Here is a 26,935-nt window from a genome sequence, read left to right as displayed (position 1 = left end):
TGCACACTGCGGGCCTTTTCACGTTCACGCTGACGTCAACGCGAGATCGGCCCGCATAGCTTGTCCACCCGCTAGAGGCTTTCGATGACGGTTTCTCACACTGGCGAAACGGGCCAAGCGGCGCGGCCCGCGCAAGCGCCCTCGCCTACGCTTACGTCGACTGATCCGTATCTGCAACTCGACGGCATCACCGTGCGCTTTCCCGGCGTGCTCGCGCTCGACCAGGTGTCGCTCGACGTGCGGCGCGGCGAGGTGCACGGTTTGATGGGTGAAAACGGCGCCGGCAAATCGACGCTGCTCAAAGTGCTGTCCGGTGTGAACCAGCCGGCGGCGGGCACGTTATTGCTCGATGGTGTCGAGCAGCAGTTCGTCACCACCAAGGCGGCCATCGCGGCGGGCGTCGCGATCATCTATCAGGAACTGCATCTGGTGCCTGAACTGACCGTTGCAGAGAACCTGATGCTCGGCGCCCTGCCCAACCGCTTCGGCGTGCTCGATGAAAAGGCGCTGATTGCACGTGCGGTGCGCGAGCTGGAAAGACTCGGCGAAAAAATCGACCCGTCGCAGCAGGTGAAGAATCTCTCGATCGGTCAGCGCCAGATGATCGAAATCGGCAAGGCGCTGATGCGCGATGCGCGCGTGATTGCGTTCGACGAGCCGACGAGTTCGTTGTCGTCGCGCGAAACCGCGCAGTTGTTCCGGATCATCCGCGCGTTGAAGGCCGAGGGCCGCGCGATTATCTATGTCACACATCGGATGGACGAAGTCTACGAACTGTGCGACCGCGTGACGGTGTTTCGCGACGGTCGCCGCATCGATACGTTCGAAGCCGGCGACGGACTCGATCGCGATCGCCTGATCAGTTGCATGGTGGGCCGTTCGATCGCCGACGTGTACGGCTATCGCACGCGCGAACTGGGTGGCCTGCAACTCGAAGTCAGGGACCTGATGGGACGCGGCTTGCGCGAACCGGCCTCTTTTACCGCACGTAAAGGTGAAATCGTCGGCTTCTTCGGTCTGGTGGGTGCAGGCCGTTCGGAGCTGATGAAACTGATTTACGGCGCCGTCAAACCGGGCGCCGGTGAGATCGTGCTCAAGGGAAAACGCGTGCGTTTCGCCACGCCGCGCGATGCCGTGCGTGCGGGCGTCGCACTGTGTCCGGAAGATCGCAAACAGGAAGGCATCGTCTCGATTGCTTCGGTGTCGGACAATCTCAACATCAGTTGCCGCCGTCACTTCAGCCGCTTCAATGTGCTCAACGGCCGCAAGGAAGCGCAGACCGCGAAAGAGTTCATCGGCAAGCTCTCGATCAAAACGCGTAACGGCGAGACACCGATCGGCACGCTCTCCGGCGGCAATCAGCAGAAGGTGATTCTGTCGCGCTGGCTTGCCGAAGACATCGACGTGTTCCTGATGGACGAACCCACGCGTGGCATCGACGTCGGCGCGCGCAGCGAAATTTACGGCCTGCTGTATGGGCTTGCTGAAGCGGGCCGCACGGTGATCGTCGTGTCGAGTGATCTGGCCGAAGTGATCGGCGTGGCGGATCGCGTGATCGTGATGAAGGAAGGCTGCATCGTCGGCAATCTGCCAAAGGTGCAGGCCACACCGGATGCGCTGATCAAGCTCGCGCTGCCACGCTGAGGACGTAGCGCTCATCAGGCCACTGAATGCAACCGACGGCAACTGCGTCGCGCCATCGAAAACGGAATAGATATCATGCAGACACCCTCAACCGACTCCTCCACGCCAGCCATCGCCTCCTCGGGCCTGAGCGCGCGTGCCGCGCGCACCTGGGACCTGATCAACAAGTCCGGCATTGTGATGGTGTTCATCATCCTGTTCGCGGCTTTGTCGTTCACCGTGCCGGATTTCTTAAGCTCGCGAAACATCCAGGGCTTGCTGCTCTCTGTCACGCTAATTGGTTCGATATCCGTAACGATGATGTTCGTGCTTGCGCTGGGCGAAGTGGATTTGTCGGTGGCGTCGATCGTTGCGTTCGCGGGCGTGGTTGCGTCCAGCCTGATTACCGCGACCCATAGCGTGATGCTCGGCATCGCCGCCGGCGTGCTTGCGGGTGGCGCGGTCGGACTGGTCAACGGCGTGCTGGTCGCGCGCTACAAGATCAACTCGCTGATCGTCACGCTCGCGATGATGGAAGTCGTGCGCGGCCTCGCCTTCATCACGTCGAACGGCGACGCGGTGATGATTTCCGAAGAGCGTTTCTTCGACCTTGGTGGCGGCGCGTTCCTCGGTATTTCTTATCCGATCTGGAGCAACATTGTCGGCTTCGTGCTGTTCGGTTTTCTGCTGAAGAAAACGGTGTTCGGCAAAAACGTGCTGGCCGTGGGCGGCAATAGCGAGGCCGCTTTGCTCGCGGGCTTGCCGGTCACCCGAATCAAGATCACAGTGTTCGTATTGCAAGGCCTCGTAACAGGCTTTGCAGGCGTGATGCTGGCGTCACGCATGAGCCTCGGCGACCCAAAAACGTCGGTGGGTCTCGAGCTCGGCGTGATCTCCGCGTGCGTGCTCGGCGGCGTTTCGCTGACGGGTGGCGTCGCAACGATTTCCGGTGTGCTGGTCGGCGTGCTGATCATGGGTTCCGTGCAGGACGCAATGAGCCTGATGAATGTGCCGACCTTCTACCAATACCTGATTCGCGGCGGGATTCTGCTGCTCGCGGTGTTGTTCGATCAGTACCGCCGCAGCAAGCGCGTGCACTGACGCTGACATACGCCCCGGGCCAGGCGCCCCGCACTACATGCTTGCCAACAGGAGATTTCATGGCTGATTCCAACCAGACTAAAAAGCCGCTGCGCAGCCAGGCGTGGTTTGGCCTCAAAGATCGCGACGGCTTTCTGCATCGATCGTGGATGAAAAACCAGGGCATTCCGCACGACGAATTCGACGGACGTCCGGTGATCGGCATCTGCAATACGTGGTCTGAGCTCACGCCGTGCAATGCGCATTTTCGCGAGCTCGCCGAGTACGTGAAAAAAGGCGTGCACGAAGCGGGCGGTTTGCCGCTCGAGTTTCCGGTGATGTCGCTCGGCGAGACCAATCTGCGGCCTACCGCGATGCTGTTTCGCAATCTGGCTTCGATGGATGTCGAGGAGTCGATTCGCGGCAATCCGATGGACGGCGTGATTCTGCTGGTCGGCTGCGATAAGACCACGCCGGCGCTGCTGATGGGCGCGGCGTCGTGCAATCTGCCGGCACTGGCCGTGTCGGGCGGACCGATGCTCAACGGACGATTTCGCGGCAAGAACATCGGCTCGGGTACGGGCGTCTGGCAGATGTCCGAGGAAGTGCGCGCCGGCACGATGACACAGGAAGAATTCACCGAAGCCGAGTCGTGCATGAACCGCTCGCGCGGCCACTGCATGACGATGGGCACGGCGTCGACGATGGCTTCGATGGTCGAATCGCTCGGCATGGGCTTGCCGCACAACGCGGCGATTCCCGCAGTCGATGCACGCCGGCAAGTGCTCGCGCATCTGGCCGGCCGGCGCATCGTCGATATGGTCCGCGAGGATCTGACGATGGACAAGATCCTCACGCGCCAGGCGTTCGAAAACGCGATTCGCACCAACGCGGCGATCGGCGGCTCGACCAATGCGGTCGTGCATCTGATCGCGCTGGCCAAACGCATCGGCGTGGAGCTTTCGCTGGAAGACTGGGAGCTCGGCTCGAACGTGCCGTGCCTCGTGAATCTGCAACCGTCAGGCGAGTACCTGATGGAAGACTTTTACTACGCGGGTGGCTTGCCCGCCGTGCTCAAGCAACTCGGCGAGCAAGGTCTGCTGCATCGCGAAGCGCTGACGGTGAACGGCAAGACGATCTGGGATAACGTGCGCAACGCGCCGAATCACGACGAGAAGGTCATCACGACGTTCGCCGAGCCGTTCAAGCCGAAGGCCGGCATCGCGGTGCTCAAGGGCAACCTGGCGCCAAACGGCGCGGTGATCAAGCCGTCGGCGGCGACACCTCATCTGCTGAAGCATCGCGGCCGCGCAGTGGTATTCGAGAACATCGAGGAGCTGCACGCGAAGATCGACGACGAATGTCTCGATATCGACGAGCACTGCGTCATGGTGCTCAAGGGCGCGGGGCCGAAGGGATACCCGGGCTTCGCCGAAGTCGGCAACATGCCGCTGCCAAAGAAGGTGCTGCAGAAGGGCATCACGGACATGGTGCGCATTTCGGACGGCCGCATGAGCGGCACGGCATACGGCTCGGTGGTCCTGCATGTATCGCCGGAAGCGGCCGCGGGCGGGCCGCTCGCGTTCGTGCAAACCGGCGACATGATCGAACTCGACGTCGACGCCCGCCGCCTGCATCTGGATGTCACCGACGAAGAACTCGCGCGTCGCCGCGCTGCCTGGCAGCCGCCTGCGCCGCCCACGCGCGGCTACTACAAGCTCTACGTCGAGCACGTGCTGCAAGCGGACCAGGGGGCGGATCTGGATTTCCTGGTCGGATCGAGCGGCGCGCCCGTGCCGCGCGACTCGCATTGATGGTCTTTTGAACGGTTAGCCGTTTCTCCCTGCGCTTTGCGAGAAGGCGTATTGCCGATGCGGATCGAAAGCCCGCATCGGCTTTTTTATCGGCGTCACGTTATGGAAAACGCGCATGGAAAGCGCGCCATGGAAAACGCGCGCAGAAATAAAAAGCGGCCGGGCACTCAATGCCCAGCCGATTTTTAACTCGCAAGTTCGCAGCCCCTCAGATTTTTAATATCAGAGGGTTTGTAGCGTAAATTAAAACCCGTCAAACCGGGCGTTTACCCGGGGTGTTGGCGTTTAGCTTATTGTTTGATGAATCGATCGTTTGCCCAGAGGCCTTGTGTATCGCTATTCCCAGCGTTCACGAATTCGACGTCATGGCCAACCACGCGCACAACGCGGAAACTCGAGTTTTCCGGCGTCGAAACGCACTGATATCCCGAGAAGAATTCTTGCATCTTTTGCTGTTCACCGGCTTGCGCGTGTTGGTCGGCGGCGTCGAGTTTATCCTTCGACAGACAGCCATACGCGTTGGCCTTGAACTGGATTGTTTGCTGCGGCTTGACCATGGCGTCTTGAGCCTGAACGGAAGCGGCAGCCAATCCCGCAATGGCGAAAACAAGGGCGATTCGCGTTTTCATATTTTCCTCCGGTGCGGGTTGAATTACTCAGGTTAGCTATGTATTTAACTTTAACGTCGAACCCGCACCTTGCACTTTAGGAGAACGCGCAAGAACGACAAGCACATCTTGTGTGCGGTCGCAACAGCGGCGAATTGTCGCACCACCTGTCGCACCTGCTTAAGCCTTGGGCAGCCGCTTAAACAGGACGGATTGAAACGGATAACTAAAAGACGGGCAGGGTGCGCCGCTTTAACCAGTAAAGCTTTGCGGCGCGTATTGGCGTAAACGTGAGGCACCAATTAAGTGATTTACTACAATTAATACAGGCATTTGGTGCGTTGCACACAAAGTCATTCACCCGACTAATCAAAAATCACGAAATAACGGTGTGTATACAGAAGATAAACGGTGCCAGGTGTCCGAGGCGACGCAGCATGGCGTGGCTGGTTGACGCAGGTTGAACTCACTCAGCCGTGCCGATCGGTCTTGAAGAACTCGGACTGGAACATGCACATGCGCAACGCATTGTGATAGCGGCCGTTGCCGAAAAACTCCTCGATCAACTCGGCCTCATGCCGGAAACCGCACTTCTCATAGACGTGGATGGCAGCGGTATTCGACTTGTCGACGATCAGGTAGACCTTGCGCAGGTTCAGCACCGAAAACGCGTAGTCGATCGCGAGTTGCGTGGCAACGGTGGCGTACCCGCGGCCCTGCGCATGCGGCGCGATGATGATCTGAAACTCGCCGCGCCGGTGGATATAGTCCAGCTCGATCAGCTCGACGACGCCAACTGTCTGGCCGTCGTTGTCGATCGCCACGAAGCGGCGCTCGCGCAGGTCGTGCACGTGCTGGTCGTAGAGCTGGGTCAGTTCGGAGAACGTTTCATAAGGCTCTTCGAACCAGTAACGCATGATCTTTGCGTTGTTGTTCACTTCGTGGACGAAGCGCAGGTCGGTGCGCTCGAGCGGGCGCAGGGTCAGTTCGCTGCTGCGTTCGATAGTCATTGGATTCCCCTTGAGAATTATTGGTTTGATTCCGCAGCCTCAGCATGAGAACTCAAGCTTGCGTTTCCTGTTAGTCCGGGCGCAGCGCGGGGAGTTCTTACAACGCCTCTCGTCCGCGTAGCGCGGTCTTGCGAAGCGCGAGACGCTGCGCGGGTTCGGCAAGGGAGGGGCGTCGCGTTGTCGCAGGCCGCTTATCGCAAAGTTGTGAGGGGCTCGGCACCGTGTGGGCACATGCGGTGCTCTACAATGAAATCATGCTCTTGCGATGGAGGCTACCGTGATCGAGCAATTGATATTAGGCGCCTTTCTGGTCATCCCGCTGCTCATCGTCGCGTTTCTTTTCTCCGACGAATTGTGGCAGGAGCATCGGCATCTGCACGACCTGCATCTTGAACCGACAAAGCCGCGCCGTATCGACTGGCGGCATCCGCTGCGCCGCTCGCGGCATCGGGTTTGACCCTTTCAGTGGAATGCATGGATCATCGCGCTGCAGGCGTCGCTGTGAGGCGAGGGCGGTTCGCGAATGAGACCCTCGAATAAGACCCGCAAATAAAAAAGCCTGCCGTTTCGGGCAGGCTGAAAAGAGATCCACACTCAATGCCTTGTGGGTACAAGGCAGACGCCAGTCTAGTCACATTGCGCGATCGGCTGGTTTCACCGGCCATTACACATATTACGGGGCGTGACCAGTTGCGTCGTCCTCGGCCGTCGCGCCGTCAGCAGGGGCGCGCCAATGGTTGCGAATGCGCGTGGCGAGCGCTTCGAGCGTGGCCGCATCGGCGACTTCGCGTGCATGCATGCGCAGCGGCTGTCCTTCCCAACGCGGAATCACGTGAAAATGCACATGCGGCACCGTTTGTCCCGCCGCGGCGCCATTGAACTGTCCGATGAACACGCCGTCCGGGCGCAAGGCCGCGCGCACGGCGATGGCGAGTTTCTGCGTCATGCGCATGCAGGCCACTGTCGAGGCATCCGACAACTCGAAAATCTCAACCGCCGCTTCCTTCGGCACGACCAGCATGTGGCCGTCGGCCTGCGGCATCAGGTCCATGAAGGCCAGCGCGGCATCGCTTTCCGCCACTTTGATGCAGGGTAGTTCGCCGCGCAGAATCTTCGCGAAGGGATTGCTGTCGTCGTAGTTCATCACGCGTCCTCTAGTTGCCGTACGGTTCAAGGTGGAGATGCTGTCGGCGATATTGTCCACCACCTCTGTTACAGCCCGCTGTTACATCGCGCGCGCTGCGCGTTTGATCGCTTGCGGCGGCTGGCCGAACGCGCGCAGAAAGGCGCGCCGCATCCGTTCGGTATCGATAAAGCCGGTTTCGACCGCGACAGCTTCCATAGAGTGACGGCCCGCTTCGAGCATGGCGCGGGCGGCTTCCACACGCAACGCCTCGATGGCCTTGGCCGGCGATTGGCGCGTTTCGTCGCGAAAGGCGCGGCTGAACTGGCGCGGACTCAGATGCGCAACGTCGGCGAGCTGTTCGACCGTCAACGGCTCGCGCAGATGGTTCTTCGCGTACGACAGCGCGTCCTGAATGCGGTCGGACTTCGGCTCCAGGTCGAGCATGGCCGAGAACTGCGACTGGCCGCCCGTGCGCCGGTGATAGACCACGAGTTTCTTGGCGATGGCGCGCGAGACCGCGATGCCGAGATCGCTTTCGATCAGCGCCAGACACAGATCGATGCAGGCTGTCATGCCGGCCGAGGTCCACACCGAGCCGTCGGCGACAAAGATGCGGTCTTCGTCGATACGTGTATCGGGAAAGCGCTGCTGCAAGTTGCGGGCGTGGTACCAGTGGGTCGTGGCATGCCGGCCGTCGAGGATGCCCGCTTCGGCCAGCACGAAGGCACCGGTGCAGATACTGGTGGTGCGGCGCGAGGCGGCGAGGGCGTCGTTCAAAAACCCCAGCAATCCCGCCGACGACGGCTCGATCTGCATCGCGCCCGTGACGACCACCGTGTCATACGCCGGGTCGCCAAACGCCTTTGTCACAATCTCGACGCCCGACGAGCTGCGCACCATCCCGCCCTGTTCGGAGATGACTTCCACCTGGTATTCCGGCTGCCCGGCCTCGAGGTTCGCCAGTTCGAACACGGAGATCGCCACCATATCGAGGATCTGGAAGCCGGGGAAGACCACCACGCCGATGCGTTTCATTGCGATGTCCTAAAACGAGGTAAATACGACATTTGAGACAAGAGGCTACGCGCTTAGACTTCACTCGTCAACACCGCGATGCCCACAAAAAAGGCGCAGCGGCGGAGGTTTCAGTTTTCCCCATTCATCGATCAGGGCTCAGGCGTGACGCGCTAAGCCCGCAAGGAGATTCACCATGGCAACGCAAGCAAACAAGGGCACGGCATTGATTACGGGCGCATCGTCGGGCATCGGTGCGGTTTATGCGGACCGCCTCGCGCGGCGCGGTTACGACCTGATTCTGGTGGCGCGCGACGTCAAACGTCTGACGGGCGTAGCCGAGCGTCTGACCGCGGAAACCGGCCGCCATATCGAGACCATCGCTGCCGATCTGACCATCAAGGGCGACCAGCGGCGTATCGAGGAGCGTTTGCGCGCCGACCGCGGCATCACCATGCTGGTCAACAACGCGGGCGTCGGCGCGACGGCTTCGCTGATCGACTCGAATATCGACGACCTCGACGGCATGATCGAGCTGAACGTGACAGCGCTGACGCGGCTGACGGCTGCAGCCGTGCCGGGTTTCGTGGAGCGGGGCAATGGCGTCCTGATCAATATTTCGTCCGTCGTCGCACTCTCGCCGGAGTTGCTGAACGGCACCTACAGCGGCACCAAGGCCTATGTGCTGAACCTGACGCAGTCGCTGCATCATGAAGTGGGCGACAAGGGCGTGCAGTTGCAGGCCGTGCTGCCGGGCGCCACCAGTACCGCGTTCTGGGACCGCGCCGGTCTCGCGGTTGAACATCTGCCGTCGCAGATCGTGATGACCGCCGAGGACATGGTGGACGCCGCGCTCGTGGGCCTCGACCAGCATGAACTCGTGACGATTCCGTCCTTGCCGGATGCGGCCGATTGGGAGCGCTTCAACACCGCACGCCAGCATCTCGGGCCGAACCTGTCGCACAGCGTGCCGGCTGCGCGTTATACGCGCGGCTGAATGCGCGCCTGGTGAACGCCTAGCGCCAGTCGGTTGAAACGTCGTCGGGATCGACCAGTGTCAGTCCCGACGACGGCAGCGGCAAGGCCGTCTTGTAGCGCACCTGCTTGAGCGCAAAGCTCGAACGAATGTTGGAGATGCCTGGAATCTTCGTCAGATGGTCGACGATGAACCGCTCCAGCGTCTGCATATCCGGCATCACCACGCGCAGCAGATAGTCCGCGTCGCCCGTCATCAGATAGCACTCCATCACCTCGGGGCGCTCCGAAATCGCCTGCTCGAAGCGAGTCAGCGCGTCTTCCACCTGCTTTTCCAGACTCACCTGAATGAACACGTTGATGCGCAGCCCGAGCGGCTCCGGATTCAGCAGCGTGACCTGCTGCTTGAACAGGCCGAGCTTTTCGAGCGCGCGCACGCGGTTGAAGCAGGGCGTGGGTGACAGATTCACCGAGCGGGCCAGATCCGCATTGGTGATGCGCGCGTTCTGCTGCAACTGGCTCAGGATGCCGATGTCGATGCGGTCGAGTCGTCTGGGTGGCGTGGTCATAGAGTAAATATTCTGTGGTGTGGGCCAAATCCGGAATAAATAGCCTATCTCAGTACAGGATCACAAGCAAATGAGACGCTCATTTTGTGAGCACGTGGTTACCATTGACTCACTCGATCTTGAGCCGAACGCGTCGATGCGGGAGTGGTGCCATGACGGATTTGTCCAGCGGTAGCAAGCAGTTGCGGTCTTTGGATCTCCAGCGCGCGGAGCGTGCGGAGGCGGAAGATGCTGACCCGCAGGAAACCGCCGAATGGCTGGAAGCGCTCGATGCCGTGGCCGCTCATGTCGGCCGTGATCGCGCGCAGTTTCTGTTCGACAAGCTCGCGGGGCATGCGCTGTCGCTGGGTGTGGAATCGGCGCGGACCAACGTCACGCCGTACCAGAACACGATTCCGTTCGATCAGCAGCCGCGCTATCCGGGCAATCTCGAACTCGAAGAACGCCTCGCCGGCGCACTGCGCTGGAATGCGCTGGCGATGGTGGTGCGCGCGAACCAGGCGTACGGCGAACTCGGCGGCCATATTGCGAGCTATGCGTCGGCGGCAGATCTGTTCGAGGTCGGCTTCAACCATTTCTTTCGCGCCGCGGCGCCGGGCGGAGAGGAGGGCACGGGCGACCTCGTGTACTTCCAGCCGCATTCGTCGCCGGGTGTGTATGCGCGGGCTTATCTCGAGGGCTTTCTCTCCGAACAGCATCTGCAGCACTACCGTCGCGAGATCGGCGGGCCGGGGTTGTGTTCGTATCCGCATCCGTGGCTGATGCCGGACTTCTGGCAGTTCCCCACCGGCTCGATGGGCATCGGTCCGATCAACGCGATTTACCAGGCGCGCTTCATGCGCTATCTCGCCAATCGCGGCCTCGTACAAACGGAAGGCCGCAAGGTGTGGGGCTTTTTCGGCGACGGCGAGATGGACGAGCCGGAATCGACCGGCGCGCTCTCGATTGCCGCGCGCGAAGGGCTCGATAACCTCGTATTCGTCATCAACTGCAATCTGCAGCGCCTGGATGGCCCGGTGCGCAGTAACGGCCGCATCATCGACGAGCTCGAAGCGCACTTCATCGGCGCCGGCTGGAACGTGATCAGGGTGGTATGGGGCTCGGACTGGGACGCGCTGTTTTCACGCGACCGCACCGGCGCGTTGCTGCGCGCGTTCGCACACACCGTCGACGGCCAGTTCCAGACCTTCTCGGCCAACGACGGCGCGTACAACCGCGAGCGTTTCTTCGGCCAGAACCCGGAGCTTGCCGCGCTCGCCGCGCAGCTGAGCGACGACGACATCGACCGTCTGCGCCGCGGCGGCCACGACGTGCGCAAGCTGCACGCGGCGTATGCGAAAGCGCTCGCGCATCGCGGCCAGCCGACGGTGATTCTCGCGAAGACGATGAAGGGCTTCGGCATGGGCACCACGGGCCAGGGCCGCATGACCACGCATCAACAGAAGAAACTCGGCTTCGACGACCTCAAGGCGTTTCGCGATCGCTTCCGCCTGCCGCTCACGGATGAGGACGTCGAACAGGTGAAGTTTTACAAGCCAGCGGACGACAGCCCGGAGATGCAATACCTGCATGCTCGCCGGGCTGCCCTGGGAGGCTATCTGCCCAGAAGGCGGAGAGTGGCGTCGAAGGGGCTGATCGTCCCGCCGATGTCCTCCTGGGGGCAATTCGCGCTGGACTCGAACGGTCGCGAGATGTCCACGACGATGGCGTTGGTCCGCATGCTGACCGCGCTGCTCAAGGACAACGAAGTCGGTCCACGTGTGGTGCCGATCGTCGCGGATGAAGCACGCACCTTCGGTATGGCGAACATGTTCCGCCAGGTCGGCATCTATTCGCCGCTCGGGCAGTTGTATGAGCCGGAGGACCTCGGCTCGATGCTGTACTACAGAGAGGACACCAAAGGGCAGATTCTCGAAGAGGGGATTTCGGAAGCGGGCGCAGTGTCGTCGTGGATTGCGGCGGCGACCTCGTACAGCGTGCACAACCTGCCGATGCTGCCGTTCTACATCTACTACTCGATGTTCGGCTTTCAGCGGATCGGCGATCTGATCTGGGCGGCGGCGGATCAGCGTGCACGAGGTTTCCTGATCGGCGCGACGTCGGGTAAGACGACGCTTGGTGGCGAAGGCTTGCAGCATCAAGACGGCACGAGCCATCTGGCGGCATCGACGATTCCGAACTGCCGCGCGTACGATCCGGCGTTCGCTTACGAGGTTGCCGCGATCGTCGACGAAGGCATGCGCGAGATGGTCGAAGAACAGCGCGACGTGTTCTATTACGTGACGGTGATGAACGAGAACTACGCGCAGCCTTCGGTGCCGGGTGGTGATTTGACGATGCTGCGTGAGGGCATTCTCAAGGGCATCTATCCGCTTGGCGGGGATGCGCAGGCGGCGACTTCACCAGCGCAGGTGCAGTTGCTCGGTGCTGGCGCGATTCTCGGTGAGGTCATCGCGGCGCAGCAACTGCTCAAGGACGACTGGCAAATTGAAGCCGCGGTGTGGAGCGTGACCAGCTTCACCGAGTTGCAGCGTGACGGCATGACGTCGGAGAGAAACGCACGTCTTGGCGAGCCGACAGAGGCGCCCTACGTTACGAAAGCGCTCGAAGCATCGCACGGCCCGATCATCGCCGCGACCGACTATGTTCGCGCGGTGCCCGAACTGATCCGCGCCTACGTGCCGCGCCGCTATGTCACGCTCGGCACGGACGGCTTCGGTCGCAGCGACACGCGTCAGGCGTTGCGCGAATTCTTCGAAGTGGACCGCAAGTCGATCGTGATCGCGGCGTTGAAGGCACTGGTGGACGAAGGCGCAATCGATGCGAGCGTGCTCGCCGAAGCACGCAACAAGTATCGCGGCGATGCGCCCGTGGGCACTGCTTCGTGGCAGTGCTGATCAGCCGCTCACTGACACCTGATTCTTCCCATCGCGTTTCGCCCGATACAGTCCGACGTCGGCGGCTTCGATCAACGTTGTCACCGGTTCGGTTGCGGACGGCACGATGTTCGCCGCGCCGATGCTGATCGTCACGACGCCCGCCGCTGATCCTGCGTGGGGAATCGCGAGCCCTTCGATTGCGAGGCGGATTTTCTCGGCAAGCAAGCGCAGGCCGCCCGAGGATGTTCCCGGCAACACCACCGCGAACTCTTCGCCGCCAAACCGGGCCGCGAGATCGGGCGAGCGTCCCAGACACGACTCGACGGTGTGCGCGACACGCTTAAGCACCTCGTCACCGGCAACGTGTCCATAGGTGTCGTTGTAGGCCTTGAAGTTATCCACATCGATCATCAGAAAGCCGAGGGCCGTCTTGTCGCGCGTGCCGCGGCGCCATTCGGCGGCGAGGTACTGGTCGAGGTAACGGCGATTCGACAAACCCGTCAAGCCGTCCGAATGCGTGAGCCGCTGCAGTTCAAGATTGGTTGCGAGCAACTGCTGTTGCGACTGGCGCAGGGCCTGATACGCCTCGTCGCGCTGCAACAGGTTCAGATACGAGCGCGAGTGGTAGCGAATCCGCGCGATCAACTCGATGCGATCCGGCAGCTTCACGAGGTAGTCGTTGGCGCCGGCGGCGAAGGCCGCGCTTTTCACGAGCGGCTCTTCCTTGGTCGACAGCACGATGATCGGAATATCGCGCGTCGCCGGTTTCTGCCGGTACTGCCGCACGAGGGTGAGGCCGTCGGTGCCGGGCATCACGAGGTCTTGCAGGATCACCGTCGCGCGGGTTTCCTCAGCGCAGCGCACCGCCTCTTCGGGCGACGCGCAGTAATGGAAGTCGACGCTCGTTTCGTCGGCCAGCGCCTGGCGGACCGCCTCGGCGATGATCGCCTGATCGTCGACCAGCAACACCATGATCGGGCACTCGGCCGCGGGCGGATTGCCGAGGATGCGCGCTAACGCGTCATCGATGGCGCTATTCGGTGCGTCCTCCGCGTATGCCTGCGCGTTCGCGTCGTGTTCTGCGAGTTCCTGCGCGGTGGTGGCCTGATGCGGTTTCGGAGTGTCCATATTGGTCAGCCAGAATGAATGTCAATGAGTCGTAGCGGGCTAATGTGCGGCTAGTGTGCGCTTACCGGGCCTTAACGTGTGCCGACGGCGGCGGCGAGCGCAGCGGCAATACGGGGCAAAGGCAGAATCGCGGCGGCGGCGTCGAGCGCCGCGGCCGCCTTCGGCATGCCGTACACGGCGCAGGTCGCTTCGTCCTGCGCGATCGTGTGATACCCCTTTGTGCGCATCGCCTTGAGTCCGATCGCGCCGTCGCGGCCCATGCCGGTCAGCAGCACGCCGATCGCCCGTGCCGGCCAGCGTGCCACGACGCTATGGAAAAACACGTCGACGGACGGCCGGTAGGGTGTTTCTGCCGGCACGTTCGTGTAACCGAGTACGTTAGGCAGCTTCAGGTGCAAATGATCGTCGGTGGCGGCGAGCAACACGACGCCTGCTTCCGGCCGGTCGCCTTCGCTGGCGATTCGCACCGGCAGCGCCGACTGCTGGTTCAGCCAGTCGGCCATGCCGGCGGCGAACGCCGCGTCGACATGCTGGACGACGACGATTGCCGCCGGGAAATCCTTCGGCAAACCGGCGAGCAGGGTGGCGAGTGCCGCCGGGCCGCCAGCCGAAGCGCCGATCGCAACCAGCGGCGTGTCGCGGTTCGTCATGCTTCTGGGCGCCGCCGCAGTTGCTGCGCCAGGCGCGTTGCGCTCAGTGACCAGCGCGGCGATGCTGTCGATCTTGGCGATCAGGGTGGCGATGCTCTTGTGCGCGTCAGGGCCGCTCAGCGAGGGCGTATCCACCGCATCGAGCGCGCCCGCGCCCATCGCTTCGTAGACCCGCCACGCGTTCGCGCCGACGTCGACGGTCACGATCAGGATCGCGCACGGCGCCTTCGCCATGATGCGGCGCGTGGCCTCGATGCCGTCGACGTTCGGCATCACGAGATCCATCAGCACGATGTCGGGCCGTTGCGCGGTGCAGAAATCGACCGCCTGCTGGCCGTCTTGCGCGACCCACAGCACTTCGTAGTCGTGACGTGCCGCAAGTGCGCGGCGCAGTGCCTCGACGGCAAGCGGCAGATCATTGACGATTCCGATTTTCATCCGTTTTACCCGTAGGTTTAACCGTAAGCTTCGCCGATCAGATCACGCACTGCATCGAGTAGCGCTTCGTCGTGGAAACTGCCTTTCGCCAGATAGTAATCCGCGCCCGCGTTCAGGCCGGCGCGGCGGTCCTCTTCACGATCCTTGTACGAGACGATCATCACTGGCAGCGACTGCAGTTGCGGATCGCGCTTGATGAGCGTGACGAGTTCGATGCCGTCCATGCGCGGCATGTCGATGTCGGTAATCACGAGGTCGAAGTGCTCGCCACGTACCGCGTTCCAGCCGTCCATGCCGTCGACGGCGATCGTGACGTCGTAGCCGCGCGTGGCCAGCAGCTTGCGTTCGAGCTCGCGCACGGTGAGCGAATCGTCGACCACCAGCACGCGCCGCGTGACGCGCCGGGCGGTGAGGGCAGCGCCGTGCTGCGTGTGTTTCAGATCGCCGCCCGCCACGAGCCTTTCGACCGAGCGCAGCCAGTCGTCGACGTCCGCGATCAGCACCGGGTCGCCGTTTTCCATCAACGCGCCGGCGGTGATGTTCCTGATCTTGCCGAGGCGCGGGTCGAGCGGCTGCACGACCAGCATGCGCTCGCCGAGAAAGCGATCGACCACCACGCCGTAGGTTTCTTCGCCGTCGCCGATCACGATCAGGCTGACGGTATCGCCTTCGTTGGCGGGCGGCGCGGTGTCGAGAATCTGATGCGCGGTGACGACGCCGATGCGGCGGCCGTCGAAGGCGATGTGCTGATGGCCCTCGAGCAATTCGATATCCGTGCGGCTCACGTGCAGCGTGCGGTTCACATGCGCGAGCGGCACGGCGTACGGCTCGCCCGCGACTTCGACGAGCAGGCTGCGAATCACCGAGAGCGTGAGCGGCAGCTGCAACTGCACGCGCGTGCCGACGCCGGGTTCGTGCGTGATGCGCACCGTGCCACGCACGCGCTTGACGACGTCGTGCACCGCGTCGAGTCCGACGCCACGGCCCGACACCTCGGTGACCTGATCGCGCAACGAGAAGCCGGGCAGGAGGAGGAATTCGAGCAGTTCGGTTTCGGACAGACGCGCGGCCGTTTCCGCACTCGCCAGTTTTTTGCGAACGATCGACGCGCGCAGTGCGTCGAGATCGATGCCCGCGCCGTCGTCGGAGACGGTGATGAGCAGGGCGCCGGCGGTGTGACGGGCGTCGAGCGTGAGCGTGCCTTCTTCGGGCTTGCCGCGCGCGAGACGGACCGCAGGCGCTTCGATGCCGTGGTCGATCGCGTTGCGCAGCATGTGGCCGAGCGGCGCTTCGAGCAGATCGAGGATGTCGCGGTCGACCTGAGCCGATTCGCCGACCAGTTGCCAGCGCACCTTCTTACCGAGAGAACGCGCGACGTCGCGCACCATGCGCGCGAGACCGCTGGTGCCGTCGCCGAAGGGGCGCATGCGGCATTGCAGCGCGGCGTCGTAAAGCTGTTGCGACAGATGTGTCGAGCGACGGTCGAAGCTTTCCAGATCGGCCAGGCGCTCGGCGAGCAGGTGCTGCGATTCTGCTGTGAGGCGGCGCAGTTCTTCGAGCGCGGCGTGCGCGCGTGGATCGAGCTTCAGGTCGGCGAGCGTTTCGTGCAACTGATCCAGCGCGCGGGTGCCGTCACGTTGGACGCGTTTGACGCGCAGCATCGATTGCGCGAAGGGTTTGAGCCAACGTGATTCGACCAGTGATTCGCCGGATAGGGACAACAGCCGGTCGAGGTTGTCGGCGCGTACGCGCAGCATGCGGCCGGGGTCTGTTGCCGCTGCGCTTGTTTCGGTCGCGGTGGACGCGGTTGTGGACGGCGACCCGGAGGCGCTTGCACAACCGGCCGAGGTTGCGTCGGCGGACGCTGAGGCGCTTGCAGAGGCGAGCGGGGTTGTAGAGGGCGGCGCTGAGGCGCTTGCCGGAGAAAACGAGGTTCCAGAGACTGGCGCGGATGCATTTGCAGTCGCGCTGGCCGGTGCGGCTGAGGCAGGTGTCGCTTCTGCGCGCAGGGCGTTGGCTAGCAGATTGAATGCAGCGTCAGCGTCGGGCGATGCGGTTTGCGGTTTGGTAGCTACGCTGGATGCAGATGCAGAACCGTCGACGCGAGCAGGACTCACGGCAGGAGCAGAGGCAGCCGGCGGCACGGCATCCCGCCGCATTGCCACTCCCTGCGGCACGACATCCACCATCCGCGCTTGCAACGAAGCCACGCACGCACTGACCGCATCACGCGCAGACTCATCCTCATCGTTACCGATGCGCGCAACGATATCGACCCCGCGCAGCAACTCATCAATCCAGGCAGCATCGAGCAACGCGCGTCCTTCCTGCGCCGCAACGAAACAATCTTCCATCTCGTGCGCGAGTTCGACACCAACTTGCACGCCGACGATACGCGCCGCACCCTTCAGCGAATGCGCCGCGCGCATGCAGGCCTCGAGCGCGGCGGCATCGCGCGGTGCGCGGTCAAGGGTGAGCAGGCCGTCGTTGAGCACGCGTGCCTGGGTCCGCGCTTCTTCGCGGAAGAGATCGATCAGCGACGGGCGGCGCGGGTCGTCCGTCATCCGAGACTCCGGTTCAAGGTATCGAACAATGCATCGGCGTCGAGCAGGCCGACCGTCATGCCGCGCCACGGGGCCACGGCGCGCGTATGCGCAGCGGCGGCTTGCGAGAGCGTCGCAGGCGGCGGGCAAAAGGTGGAGATCGCGATCCGATGCACGCCGTCGACCTGATCGACGGGCAACACCGCGTGCTCTTCGGCGCGCGAGATCACCAGCAAACGCGGAAGATCGTGACGCGCTTTATCGTCGCCTGCAGTGGTGTCGGCTTCGAACCCTAGCAGATGCGCGAGCGACAGGCACACCAGCAAGTCGCCCTGCACGTTCACCACGCCCAGCACCGCGCGATGCTGCCGATGCGGCAACGTGTGAATCGGCCGCGTCTGCACGATGCGTTTGAAGATCGGCGTGGGCAGCGCGAGCCATTCGCCGCCGATACGGAAGATGAGGAACGATTCACTTGCGCCTTGCTGATCATGTCTTTGCTGTCGCGCCGGCGTGTCGGCGTCATTCAGCGAGAGATCTACGAGAGGAATTGGACGCTCCAGCAATTTGGCCGCGGCCGCTTCGAACACAGGGCAATTCAGACAGCGCACGTATTCGACCAGCCGCTCGCACGACGAATCGCCGCGCACGCCGATGCGGTTCCAGCAATCGTCGAAGGTCACCGTGCGCTCTTCAACCACGTTGCGCTCCCTGTGCGCGCGACGCGCGGTCCATCAACAGACGCGCGCCGTTGCGATCGCCTTCGAGTTCGAGCAGCGTCGCCAGATGCGCGAGCGCCTCGGCGTGCTGCGGTTCGAGATAGAGCGCCTTGCGATAGTGGCCGCGTGCGAGGTTCGTATCGCCGCTGGCGTCGGCCAGCACGCCGAGCAGATAAAACGCGTCGGCGTGCGGGGCGTGCTGTTCCAGATAGACCTTGATCGCGTTCGCGGCTTCCGTCAGACGGCCCGCGTCGGCCAGCGCGCGTGCGGCTTGCAGCGTGTCGCGTGCGGCGTTGGTCGGCGAGGTGATGGGCGGCGGCGCAAACTCGTGCGACTGCGACGCAGCTTTGGACGGTTTCGGCGTGCGTTGCGGAATACCGCTTAAAGGCGTGCGCGCAACCGGATCGGGCCACGCGAAAGGCTCGGCTGAAAACACCTGCAGCGGCGCGAGCGCGGGCACTGGCGAATGCGTCATCGCGAGTGCCGCGGCGGTGGCGAGCGACGCGGTGTGCCAGCCGTTGAGTTGCGCTTCAGCGGGCGTGGCGCGGTGGAACGCGAACGCCAAGGGGATCTTCGCCGACTGCATGCCATAACGCATCAACAACCCGGTTTCCGAAGGACCGACGAACAGCGTGCCGTTTTCAGCCAGCACGCCGTTGAGCGCATGCAAGGCCGTCTGCTGTGCGTCGCGGTCGAAGTAAATCAGCACGTTGCGGCAGAACACGAAGTCGTAGACGCCGAGCGCCGCGGCATCGAGTTGCATCAGGTTTGCGTGCGAGAACCGGACCGCGTCGACGATGCGTGGCGCGAGACGCCAGCTGTCTTCGTGGCGCGTGAAGTGGGCGTCGCGAAATGGGAACGCATTGCCGCGAAACGAGTTGCGGCTGTACACGGCGCGCTGAGCGAGGGCCAGCGAGCGCTCGCTGATATCCATTGCGTCGATGCGCATGTGCGCGGCGTCGATGCCGGCGTCGAGCAGCGTCATCGCAATCGTGTACGGCTCTTCGCCGGTGGAGCAGGGCAGACTCAGAATTCGCAGCGGCAGCGCGGTGCCGCGCTCGTCAAGGCGTTCGTGCGCAAGACGCGCGAGCGCCCTGAACGCGTCGGCGTCGCGATAGAACCAGGTCTCCGGCACCACCACCGTTTCGACCAGCGCCTGCACCATCGAGGGCGACGCGAACGTGGCTTCCCAGTAGTCGGCGAGCGTGGCGTCGGCGTGACCGTCCGCGCACCAGGCCGCGGCGTGCTGATCGACCGCTCGCTCGATCGACTGATGACCGAGCGATGCTGCATCGAGCCCGATGGTTTGATGCAGCAGATCGACGAAGCGTCGATAGAGCGGCGCGTTGTCGTGATGCGCGTTCATGCGTGCGCCTCGGGAAACAGCAGGGCTTTGACGTCGTCGGGCAGCAGATGCTCGACGCGAATCCATTGCACCAGACCGCCTGCTTCGCTTGCGACCGGGCCCAGATAGCGCGCGTTCGGCATGTCGATGCCGGCGTCATGAAACGCCTCGGCGTCCAGACGAATGGTGCGCGTTGCGCCTTCGAGCAGAAGCGCGAGCAGGCGCACGGTGCCCGCATGCGGATAGCGCACCAGCACTACGCGTGTCGACATCAACTGGGCGGCGGGGCGGCCGAGCGCGAGCGCCGGCAGATCGATCACCGGCAGCGGTACGCCTTCGTGATCGAGTACGCCCGCGACCCACGACGGCGCGCCGGGAATCGTCTTCGGCGGCGACTGCGGGGTGAGCGGCATCAGACGCTCCACCTGCGTCGCGTCGATCACGTAGCGTTCGTTATCGAGCGTGAAGAGGATGAAGAGCATCGGCTTGGGCTTGGGCTGTAGGAGAGGCGTATGGGTGGATCGGCGTCAGCGTGCTTCGGTGAACCCGCCGCGGCGCGTCAGGCCACTACCTTGAAGCGGGATACGCCGGTGCGCAGGCTATTGGCGACGTGCGTCAGATCGTCGATAGCCTGGGTCGACTGGCGCAGCGATTCCGCCGTCTGTTGCGCGGCCTCCGAAAGCTGCGTCAGCGCCTGGGTAATCTGCTCGGCGCCGGTGGCTTGCGTCTGCATGCCCTCGTTGACCATCGAGAAGCGCGGCGCGAGTTGCTGTACCTGCTGGATGATCTGCGTGAGATGGCCGCCCACGTTCTGCACGTCGAGCATGCCGCGGCGTACCTCTTCGGAGAACTTGTCCATGCCCATCACGCCCGCCGCCACCGCCGACTGGATCTCTTTGACCATCTGTTCGATGTCGTAGGTTGCCACGGCGGTTTGATCCGCGAGACGGCGAATCTCAGTCGCCACGACGGCGAAGCCGCGGCCGTATTCGCCGGCCTTTTCTGCTTCGATTGCCGCGTTCAGCGAGAGCAGGTTGGTCTGATCCGCGACCTTGGTGATGGTGGCGACGACCTGGTTGATGTTGCTGGCCTTCTCGTTGAGGATCGCGAGCTTCGCGTTGACCGAGCCGGCCGCTTCCATCACGAGGCGCATGGTGTCTTCCATGCGCGCGAGACCGGCGTGGCCGGTGCCGGCGAGTGCGGCTGATTGGCCTGCTACTTCCGAGACCTCGTTCATCGTGCGCAGCAGATCGCGCGAGGTTGCGAAGATTTCGCGCGACGTGGCGCCGATCTCGGTGGTGGTCGCCGCGGTTTCGTTCGCGGTGGCCTGCTGTTCACGCGAGGTCGCAGCGATCTCCGTCACCGACGTGGTGACCTGAACCGCCGACTTCTGCGCCTGGCCGACCAGCGCGGTGAGCTCGTCGGTCATACGGTTAAAGCCCGCTTCGAGCGCGCCGATCTCATCCGCGCGGTTCAGTTGCAGACGTTGCGTGAGGTCGCCCGTGCGCATGACGTCGACGACTTGCAGCACCTTCGCCATCGGCGTGGTGACCGCGCGCAGCAGCCAGTAGCCGGCCAGCACGGCGGCGACGGCGGCAATCAGCAGCATCACGAGCAGCACGATACGGGTAGCCTCGACCGAGCGGCGGATGTTTTCGGCGGCTTTATCGGCGTCGGCCTTGTTGTTTTCGACCAGATTGCGCGCCGAGAGGCGGCCTGTTTCCCAGATCGGCGTGAGTTGCGTGTTGAGGATGCGCGCGGCGTTTTCTTTCGAACTCGGCAGGACGTTCAACAGGGAGGCCTGGATCGGCAGGTACTGTGTGTGTTGCTGGCGGAAGTCATTGAAGAACTCACGATCGTTGTCGCGGAAAATGGTCGCGCCGTAGTCGCCGAGGAGCTTCTGAAGTACTTGCTCGGTCTCCTGCAAACGGGCGGTGTCGCGCTTGACGGAGTCGGGGTCCGCGTCAACGTAAATGAGACGCTGCGTGACGGTGTAGTTCTCGAACCAGGCCGCTCGCATCGCGGTCGCGTAGTAGAGGCCGGGCATCGAGTCTTCCTGCTGACTCTTCGCGTCGCGGTCGATGCCGCCGAGTTGCTCGAAAGTGACGATTGCCATTGCCAGCATCACGATCAGCACGATCCCGAAGCTGCACAGAATCCGTTGCCGGATGGTCCATTGTTTCACGCGCACGCCCCTTAACTTTTTTGCTTGGGCTCGACGCCCGATATCGACTTGTAGGTCTCGGGGTCGAAGGATCGGAAAGCTTTGCGGATCGTCGGATTTGTCCGACGGGTCATGCGGCGAATTTTACATTGATCGTGGGAATGGATGGCGGTCGGTGAGGGGGGGCCGACCCAGGCGTTACACGCGTAATGCCCGGTTACCAACTGCAGCATCTATTTCCGCGCGCGCCCTACACAATCTGCTCCATGCCTGAACGGCGGGAGAGAAACATGAAAAAGATTGCTGTGGCGTTGTTGATGGTGGGGAGCCTGAGCGTGGCGGGTCAAGCGTCGGCGCATGGCAACGGCGGTGACGTGGTCGGTGCGCTGATCGGCGGCGCCGTGCTGGGCGCGGTGGTGACGTCTGTGCTGAATCCGGCGCCTGTGGTCGCTTACCAGCAGCCGGTCTATGCGCAACCGGTGTATCAGCCGGCGCCCGTATATGCGGGGCCGCCGCCGGGATACTGCTATGACCAGTACCAGCGTGCGTACGTCGCGTGCGGTGCGCCGCCGCCCGCACAATATGAGGAGTATCCGCAGCAGCCTCAACAAGGCTGGTAAGGGACGTGCGGAGGCGCGCGCAGCTTCGATGCTCGCGCGCACCAGAGAAAAAGGCCGTCGCAGGGTGCGACGGCCTTGTCTTGTTGGGTATCTCTGCTCAGTGCTTGTGATGCAGCCACTCCGCATAATGCGTATCGAGCCAGCGCTCGAGGCGCTCCGGCTTCGTCTTTTGGCGATAGTGGGACGCGGCCCAGATCGCCACGCCGACCACCAGCATCACCAGAGGTCCCAGCAAATAAGCCATTAACGATTCAGACATGGGAGCCTCCGTCCCGACGTGCATCGATGCTTTAGTTTAGACGATGAACGGCGAGAAAAAAGGACGCTGTGAAGGGTCGGCTGGCAGCGCGGCGGGATTGACGTGAATGGGATTGCGGGGCGTGGTGCGGGGTGATTGAGAACCTAGTGAAGAAGGTATTTTTCTTTTTCTGGGAAGGCACTTTCCTAGGGTCATTCTTTCTCTGTGTACCATCAAGTGTACTATCGGCCAATGGTGAGGTAAGTAGCGGCAAGCGGCCTATTAGCTGCCGCGTTTGCCGCATCTGCCGCACTTAGCCGATCACGCCGTGCCGGCTGTTCTCGATCTGGGCGTCGACAAAATCCGCCCACAGTTGCAAGGTCCGACGTCGTTCAGCGGCGTGCTCAGCGTGATGGCCCCCATCCGGGGCGTCTTTGACGGTATGCGCCAGCGCATTTTCAATCGCGTCCACGGACTGTCCCATCTCGCGCAAGTGGGTCGCGGCGGTGCGTCGAAAGTCATGTAGGACGAAATGCTCGACGTCGAGCCCGAGCGATTTGACGGCTTGATTGAGCGTGCTCTTCGCGATCGGCCGGTCGTCGCCCCTGACACTCGGGAATACGAAATTCCGACTGGTTTTCGTGTCCTGAAGCTCGCGAAGCAGAGCGACCGCCTGATGCGAGAGATGCACCACATGCTTACGGTCCTTATTCATGCGCTCAGCCGGGATCGTCCATCGTGCTGCGTCGAGGTTGAATTCGGACCAGGCCGCCTCGATGAGGTCCGATTTCCGCACCATCGTCAGCACCAGCAGGTGTAAAGCCAATTTCAGCGGGCGTCGAATGTTCGACGCGTAGATCGCCCGGAGCATGGCGCCTATTTCGTCAGGATCGAGCACGCGAGTGCGGCTGTCCGGCGTCGCGATGAAGCGTGCCGGGATGAGTTCTGCGGGGTTGGCCGTGGCGAGTTGCCGGGCGATCAGGTACTCATAGAGCCGCTTGACCGCGTTGCGCGTGTGCAGCGCCATTTTGGGCGAGCCGCGGCTTTTGATCTGGTCGCAGATCGCGCGGATGTCGTCGTCCGTCACGGCTTTGATTGGCTTGGCCCCGATGGCAGGAAGGACGTCTTTTTCGAGCGCGCGCCGCGTGGTGCGCTGATATTCCGCCGACTTGCCGGCCATCTCCGTCGCGAGATAAAGCTCGGCGCCTTCGCGCAGCACCTCTGCCTTGCTTTCCGCGCCGCGGTCGCGACGCGCCGTCGCCACTGGCGAGACGCCGCTCGCGACCATCTCCGCGTACTTCTGCGCCTTGGCGCGTGCGACCCGTAGCGAAATCATCCGGTAGTCGCCGATCGTGACGAGCGGCTGACGCTTGCCGTTCAGCGAATAGCGGAAGCGCCAGACCTTGGTGCCCGTTGTCATGATTTCGATGACGAGGCCGTTGCCGTCTGCAACGCAATATCGGGTGGCGCGCGGTTCGAGCGCGCGGATCTGCGTTTCGGTGAGCGGGGCGGCTAGTTTTGGCATGGCGGATCGTTGATACACGGACAGCGGGGATTTTAAACCGGTTGTCTTCTGTGTACCAAAGAAATGTGGGGATTTGGGTCAACAGAAGGCGTTTGATGTGCGCCATGAAGATTGCGTTGAAAGGCCTACTTGGCTAGGCCAGATAGGCTTTTCATGCGAAATCTTCCAACCCTTCCTACTTGCCGATACAAAACCAGCTGAAAATCACGCCGAATAGGTCGCCCGAACTGAATTCGTCAGCCATCAAGGCCGGTTTCATTTCTTCAGCTTCTTCTGCGCTTGCTCAACCTGCTTGATGCTTGTTTCCGGCGTCGGCAGACTTTCAGGCATGGTCCCACCAAGCTCCTGGATCGTCTGGCGCACCTTGCTGCCTACCTCGAAGTGCGTCTGGTTAGCGCGCTGCTTACCCTTGATCTCCTCGCGTCGCAGCTTCTCTTTCGGAGTTTCGACGCCTGCACCCTTTGCGGCGGCCGCCAAGTGCTTATTGTGGGTCGCCATCTCGTTGCGAATCGCAAGGCGCTTTTCGTCCTCGCCGAGCTGTGCAAACTTGGCATCGTCCGCGAGTTCCTGACGCCGGGTCTGCACCGCAAAGTAGGTTTGCCCGTTAGCGATAACAGATTTCGACGGATCACCATTCTGTACGATCAGGTAGCAGGCATAGCGGGATAGCGTGTAGTCGGTGATCCCGCGCGTTGCTCCGGATCCAAGGGTGACCATTTTGGTGACCTCACCGAAATGGTCTTGGACGGGGTGGCCCGACCGTTCGCAGGCAATCTTCGCCTTCTCGATCACTTGCACGAAGTTGCGCCAGTACTGGTAATCGAGCAATGGCGCAAGACTACGCGCGAACCAAAACTCGGAATCGTCTTCGTTGACCTGCTTGATGCTTTCGAAGGTGCGGTGATGCAGCGCTACTATGGGTTTGTTGTTCAACACAGACGACTCCAGAGCCAACTTGGTAGACGATGGCTGGCCGAACTAGGCCGACACTTGCGGAAGATTGTACTGTGTTTTTATACAGGTAGTGGAGTGGTGCAAGTGTCGTCGTGCAGCACAAAGTGCCGGACTTGCGGATACTTGATGCGTACACAGCGCGTAGCGCCCGGTCGATTTGCTCGCACGATAACGCTGCGCTGCGACGAAGCGGGCGACAACCTCTGGCGACGCGCTTACGAACGTTGGTCGTTGCCCGGCAATTGCTATTTGCCAATACAAAACCGGCTGAAAATCACTCCGAGCAGGTCATCGGAGCTAAATTCACCGGTTATCGAGTTCAGCTGATCCTGCGCGAGACGCAGTTCTTCGGCGAACAGGTCGAGCGCTTGAGAGTTCTGATCGGCGTGTGCCGCTGCCGTCGCCAGATGCTCCTGGGCTGCGCGCAGCGCAATCAGATGCCGCTCGCGCGCGAGGTAGACGCTCTCCGCGCCGGCCTGCCAGCCGGCGATTCGCAGCAATTCTTCACGCAGCAACGCTACGCCATCGCCCCGTTTCGCCGACAGCCCCACTTCGCTGAGTTCGAGATCCGCGTCGAGCGGCGTCACCGATGGCGCGAGCCCCGTCAGATCCGTCTTGTTCAGCACGCGCACCACCGGCACGCCGCTCGGGAAACGCGCAGCGATCGTTTCGTCTTCGGCGGTCATGCCGGTGCGTGCATCGAGCAGATGCAGCACGACATCCGCGCGTTCGATTTCGCTCCACGTGCGCGCAATGCCGATCTTCTCCACCTCGTCTTCGGTATCGCGCAGGCCGGCCGTGTCGATCACGTGCAGCGGAATACCTTCGATCTGGATGGTCTGCGCGACCTTGTCGCGCGTCGTGCCGGCGATCGGCGTGACGATGGCCAACTCCGCGCCGGCCAGCGCGTTCAGCAACGACGACTTGCCGACGTTCGGCTGCCCAGCCAGCACCACCGACAAACCCTCTCGCAGCAACGCGCCCTGGCGCGCTTCACTCAGCACGTGTGCAAGGCGCTCGCGGATCCGCGCGAGCTTGCCGCGGGCGTCGGCGGCTTCGAGAAAGTCGATTTCTTCTTCCGGGAAATCGAGCGTCGCTTCGACCAGCATCCGCAGCGTGATGACTTCTTCGACCAGAGCATGGATGTCGCGCGAAAACGCACCGTCGAGCGAGCGGCCCGCCGAGCGGGCGGCAGCTTCGGTGCTGGCCTCGATCAGATCGGCGACGGCTTCCGCTTGCGCCAGATCCAGCTTGTCGTTGAGAAACGCGCGCCGCGTGAATTCGCCCGGCTCCGCCAGACGCAGACCGAACGCACGGCCGGCGTCGATGCACCGCTGCAGCACCAGTTGCAGCACGACCGGACCGCCGTGACCCTGCAACTCGAGCACGTGTTCGCCGGTGTAGGAGTGCGGCGCGGGAAAGTACAGGGCGATGCCGCGATCGAGCGCGCTGCCGGTGTCATCGAGGAACGGCACATAGCTCGCGTGACGCGGCGCGAGTGCCTGGCCGGTGAGCGCTTGCATCAACGGCTGTGCGGCGGCTTCCCCGGCGCGGCCGAACGAAATCCGCACGACCCCGATTCCGCCTCGGCCGGGTGCGGTGGCAATGGCGACGATCGGATCGGAATCGGTGGCGAGCATGGGAACGAGGCTGTCAGAAGGGATCGAATACGCACGAGTAAGCGCCGGGCATTGTAACGCGGGCATCCACCGGCTCTGGACTCGGGCCCGATTCCTAACGCAGCCCGATTTTCATAAGACAAATGAGGATTTATCTCACACAAGCTAAGATAGCCTAAGACACATTTGCGACAGATGGACGCGCCAGAATGCCTAGAACGCACGCTGTACAAGGAAAAGACGGAATTCTATAAAATCGTGAAACGCGTTATTAGCTGGTGATTTCAGGCTAAA

Annotated in this window: 23 protein-coding genes; 7 read left to right on the top strand and 16 right to left on the bottom strand. The window is 62.6% G+C overall.

What is annotated here, in order from left to right; genetic code table 11:
- The first annotated feature begins 84 nt into the window (after positions 1–84).
- From araG to P3T25_RS10935, 3 genes are all read left to right on the top strand, one after another.
- Positions 85–1,644, top strand: coding sequence for an L-arabinose ABC transporter ATP-binding protein AraG (gene araG / locus P3T25_RS10945; protein WP_429358080.1), 1,560 nt, complete (start codon positions 85–87; stop codon positions 1,642–1,644).
- 75 nt (positions 1,645–1,719) lie between these two features.
- Entirely contained in the window at positions 1,720–2,724 is a 1,005-nt protein-coding gene (gene araH / locus P3T25_RS10940; protein ID WP_429358079.1) for an L-arabinose ABC transporter permease AraH, read from the top strand.
- 59 nt (positions 2,725–2,783) lie between these two features.
- Entirely contained in the window at positions 2,784–4,517 is a 1,734-nt protein-coding gene (locus P3T25_RS10935) for an IlvD/Edd family dehydratase (RefSeq protein ID WP_429358078.1), read from the top strand.
- Between the two features lie 290 nt (positions 4,518–4,807).
- Here P3T25_RS10935 and sap1 read toward each other — a convergent pair whose 3' ends face one another.
- Complete coding sequence (gene sap1, locus P3T25_RS10930) at positions 4,808–5,146, bottom strand: surface attachment protein Sap1 (protein WP_154558771.1); 339 nt, start codon at positions 5,144–5,146, stop codon at positions 4,808–4,810.
- Between the two features lie 449 nt (positions 5,147–5,595).
- Positions 5,596–6,135: a spermidine N1-acetyltransferase gene (gene speG, locus P3T25_RS10925; protein ID WP_429358077.1), complete on the bottom strand. Its 540-nt coding sequence runs from the start codon at positions 6,133–6,135 to the stop codon at positions 5,596–5,598.
- Between the two features lie 277 nt (positions 6,136–6,412).
- Here speG and P3T25_RS10920 point away from each other — a divergent pair, with 277 nt between their 5' ends.
- Entirely contained in the window at positions 6,413–6,592 is a 180-nt protein-coding gene (locus P3T25_RS10920; protein ID WP_168435575.1) for a hypothetical protein, read from the top strand.
- Between the two features lie 216 nt (positions 6,593–6,808).
- On the opposite strand, the gene P3T25_RS10915 is transcribed toward P3T25_RS10920, so the two are convergent.
- Positions 6,809–7,279 (bottom strand): HIT family protein, encoded by a 471-nt coding sequence (locus P3T25_RS10915; RefSeq protein WP_429358076.1) that lies wholly within the window; start codon positions 7,277–7,279, stop codon positions 6,809–6,811.
- An 81-nt stretch (positions 7,280–7,360) separates the two neighbouring features.
- Complete coding sequence (locus P3T25_RS10910; protein ID WP_429358075.1) at positions 7,361–8,296, bottom strand: GlxA family transcriptional regulator; 936 nt, start codon at positions 8,294–8,296, stop codon at positions 7,361–7,363.
- 175 nt (positions 8,297–8,471) lie between these two features.
- On the opposite strand from P3T25_RS10910, the gene P3T25_RS10905 reads away from it, so the two are divergent.
- Complete coding sequence (locus P3T25_RS10905) at positions 8,472–9,272, top strand: SDR family NAD(P)-dependent oxidoreductase (protein WP_154558776.1); 801 nt, start codon at positions 8,472–8,474, stop codon at positions 9,270–9,272.
- Positions 9,273–9,291: 19 nt separating this feature from the next.
- On the opposite strand, the gene P3T25_RS10900 is transcribed toward P3T25_RS10905, so the two are convergent.
- Positions 9,292–9,819, bottom strand: a complete 528-nt coding sequence (locus P3T25_RS10900) for an Lrp/AsnC family transcriptional regulator (RefSeq protein ID WP_054037036.1) — start codon at positions 9,817–9,819, stop codon at positions 9,292–9,294.
- Positions 9,820–9,971: 152 nt separating this feature from the next.
- On the opposite strand from P3T25_RS10900, the gene mdeB reads away from it, so the two are divergent.
- On the top strand, positions 9,972–12,716 hold the full coding sequence (gene mdeB / locus P3T25_RS10895; RefSeq protein WP_429358074.1) for an alpha-ketoglutarate dehydrogenase: 2,745 nt from the start codon (positions 9,972–9,974) through the stop codon (positions 12,714–12,716).
- Here the strand turns inward: mdeB and P3T25_RS10890 are convergent, their stop codons facing one another.
- The 7 genes from P3T25_RS10890 to P3T25_RS10860 all read right to left on the bottom strand — a co-directional run bounded on the left by P3T25_RS10890 (position 12,717) and on the right by P3T25_RS10860 (position 21,706).
- Positions 12,717–13,826, bottom strand: coding sequence for a diguanylate cyclase (locus P3T25_RS10890; RefSeq protein WP_154558778.1), 1,110 nt, complete (start codon positions 13,824–13,826; stop codon positions 12,717–12,719). It lies immediately after the preceding gene.
- A gap of 71 nt (positions 13,827–13,897) precedes the next feature.
- Entirely contained in the window at positions 13,898–14,914 is a 1,017-nt protein-coding gene (locus P3T25_RS10885) for a chemotaxis response regulator protein-glutamate methylesterase (RefSeq protein ID WP_171925263.1), read from the bottom strand.
- Positions 14,915–14,931: 17 nt separating this feature from the next.
- Positions 14,932–17,478 carry a hybrid sensor histidine kinase/response regulator gene (locus tag P3T25_RS10880; protein WP_429358073.1) on the bottom strand — a complete coding sequence of 849 codons (2,547 nt, stop codon included), beginning with the start codon at positions 17,476–17,478 and terminating at the stop codon, positions 14,932–14,934.
- On the bottom strand, positions 17,475–18,158 hold the full coding sequence (locus P3T25_RS10875; RefSeq protein ID WP_429358072.1) for a chemotaxis protein CheW: 684 nt from the start codon (positions 18,156–18,158) through the stop codon (positions 17,475–17,477). Before P3T25_RS10875 ends, P3T25_RS10880 begins: the two co-directional genes overlap by 4 nt.
- Positions 18,151–19,542, bottom strand: a complete 1,392-nt coding sequence (locus P3T25_RS10870) for a CheR family methyltransferase (RefSeq protein WP_429358071.1) — start codon at positions 19,540–19,542, stop codon at positions 18,151–18,153. The genes P3T25_RS10875 and P3T25_RS10870 overlap by 8 nt, the downstream gene beginning before the upstream one ends.
- Complete coding sequence (locus P3T25_RS10865) at positions 19,539–20,003, bottom strand: chemotaxis protein CheW (RefSeq protein ID WP_154558782.1); 465 nt, start codon at positions 20,001–20,003, stop codon at positions 19,539–19,541. The genes P3T25_RS10870 and P3T25_RS10865 overlap by 4 nt, the downstream gene beginning before the upstream one ends.
- A gap of 77 nt (positions 20,004–20,080) precedes the next feature.
- Positions 20,081–21,706, bottom strand: coding sequence for a methyl-accepting chemotaxis protein (locus tag P3T25_RS10860; protein ID WP_266238821.1), 1,626 nt, complete (start codon positions 21,704–21,706; stop codon positions 20,081–20,083).
- Between the two features lie 269 nt (positions 21,707–21,975).
- Here P3T25_RS10860 and P3T25_RS10855 point away from each other — a divergent pair, with 269 nt between their 5' ends.
- Positions 21,976–22,305, top strand: a complete 330-nt coding sequence (locus P3T25_RS10855; RefSeq protein ID WP_154558783.1) for an ecotin precursor — start codon at positions 21,976–21,978, stop codon at positions 22,303–22,305.
- A gap of 97 nt (positions 22,306–22,402) precedes the next feature.
- Here the strand turns inward: P3T25_RS10855 and P3T25_RS10850 are convergent, their stop codons facing one another.
- From P3T25_RS10850 to mnmE, 4 genes are all read right to left on the bottom strand, one after another.
- Positions 22,403–22,564 carry a hypothetical protein gene (locus P3T25_RS10850; RefSeq protein ID WP_166618149.1) on the bottom strand — a complete coding sequence of 54 codons (162 nt, stop codon included), beginning with the start codon at positions 22,562–22,564 and terminating at the stop codon, positions 22,403–22,405.
- Positions 22,565–22,856: 292 nt separating this feature from the next.
- Complete coding sequence (locus tag P3T25_RS10845) at positions 22,857–24,068, bottom strand: tyrosine-type recombinase/integrase (protein ID WP_429358070.1); 1,212 nt, start codon at positions 24,066–24,068, stop codon at positions 22,857–22,859.
- 255 nt (positions 24,069–24,323) lie between these two features.
- The gene (dinD, locus tag P3T25_RS10840; RefSeq protein WP_429358069.1) at positions 24,324–25,004 is read right to left on the bottom strand and encodes a DNA damage-inducible protein D; all 681 of its coding nucleotides are present in this window, start codon (positions 25,002–25,004) and stop codon (positions 24,324–24,326) included.
- Between the two features lie 263 nt (positions 25,005–25,267).
- Positions 25,268–26,662, bottom strand: coding sequence for a tRNA uridine-5-carboxymethylaminomethyl(34) synthesis GTPase MnmE (gene mnmE / locus P3T25_RS10835; protein ID WP_408306641.1), 1,395 nt, complete (start codon positions 26,660–26,662; stop codon positions 25,268–25,270).
- Positions 26,663–26,935 lie beyond the last annotated feature (273 nt).

Origin of the sequence: Paraburkholderia sp. GAS32, assembly GCF_050434225.1 — a bacterium.
In the GTDB taxonomy this organism is placed as follows: Bacteria; Pseudomonadota; Gammaproteobacteria; order Burkholderiales; family Burkholderiaceae; genus Paraburkholderia; species Paraburkholderia madseniana.
The sequence above is the reverse complement of the archived record's forward strand: the minus strand, read 5'-3'. Positions and strand labels throughout refer to the sequence as shown.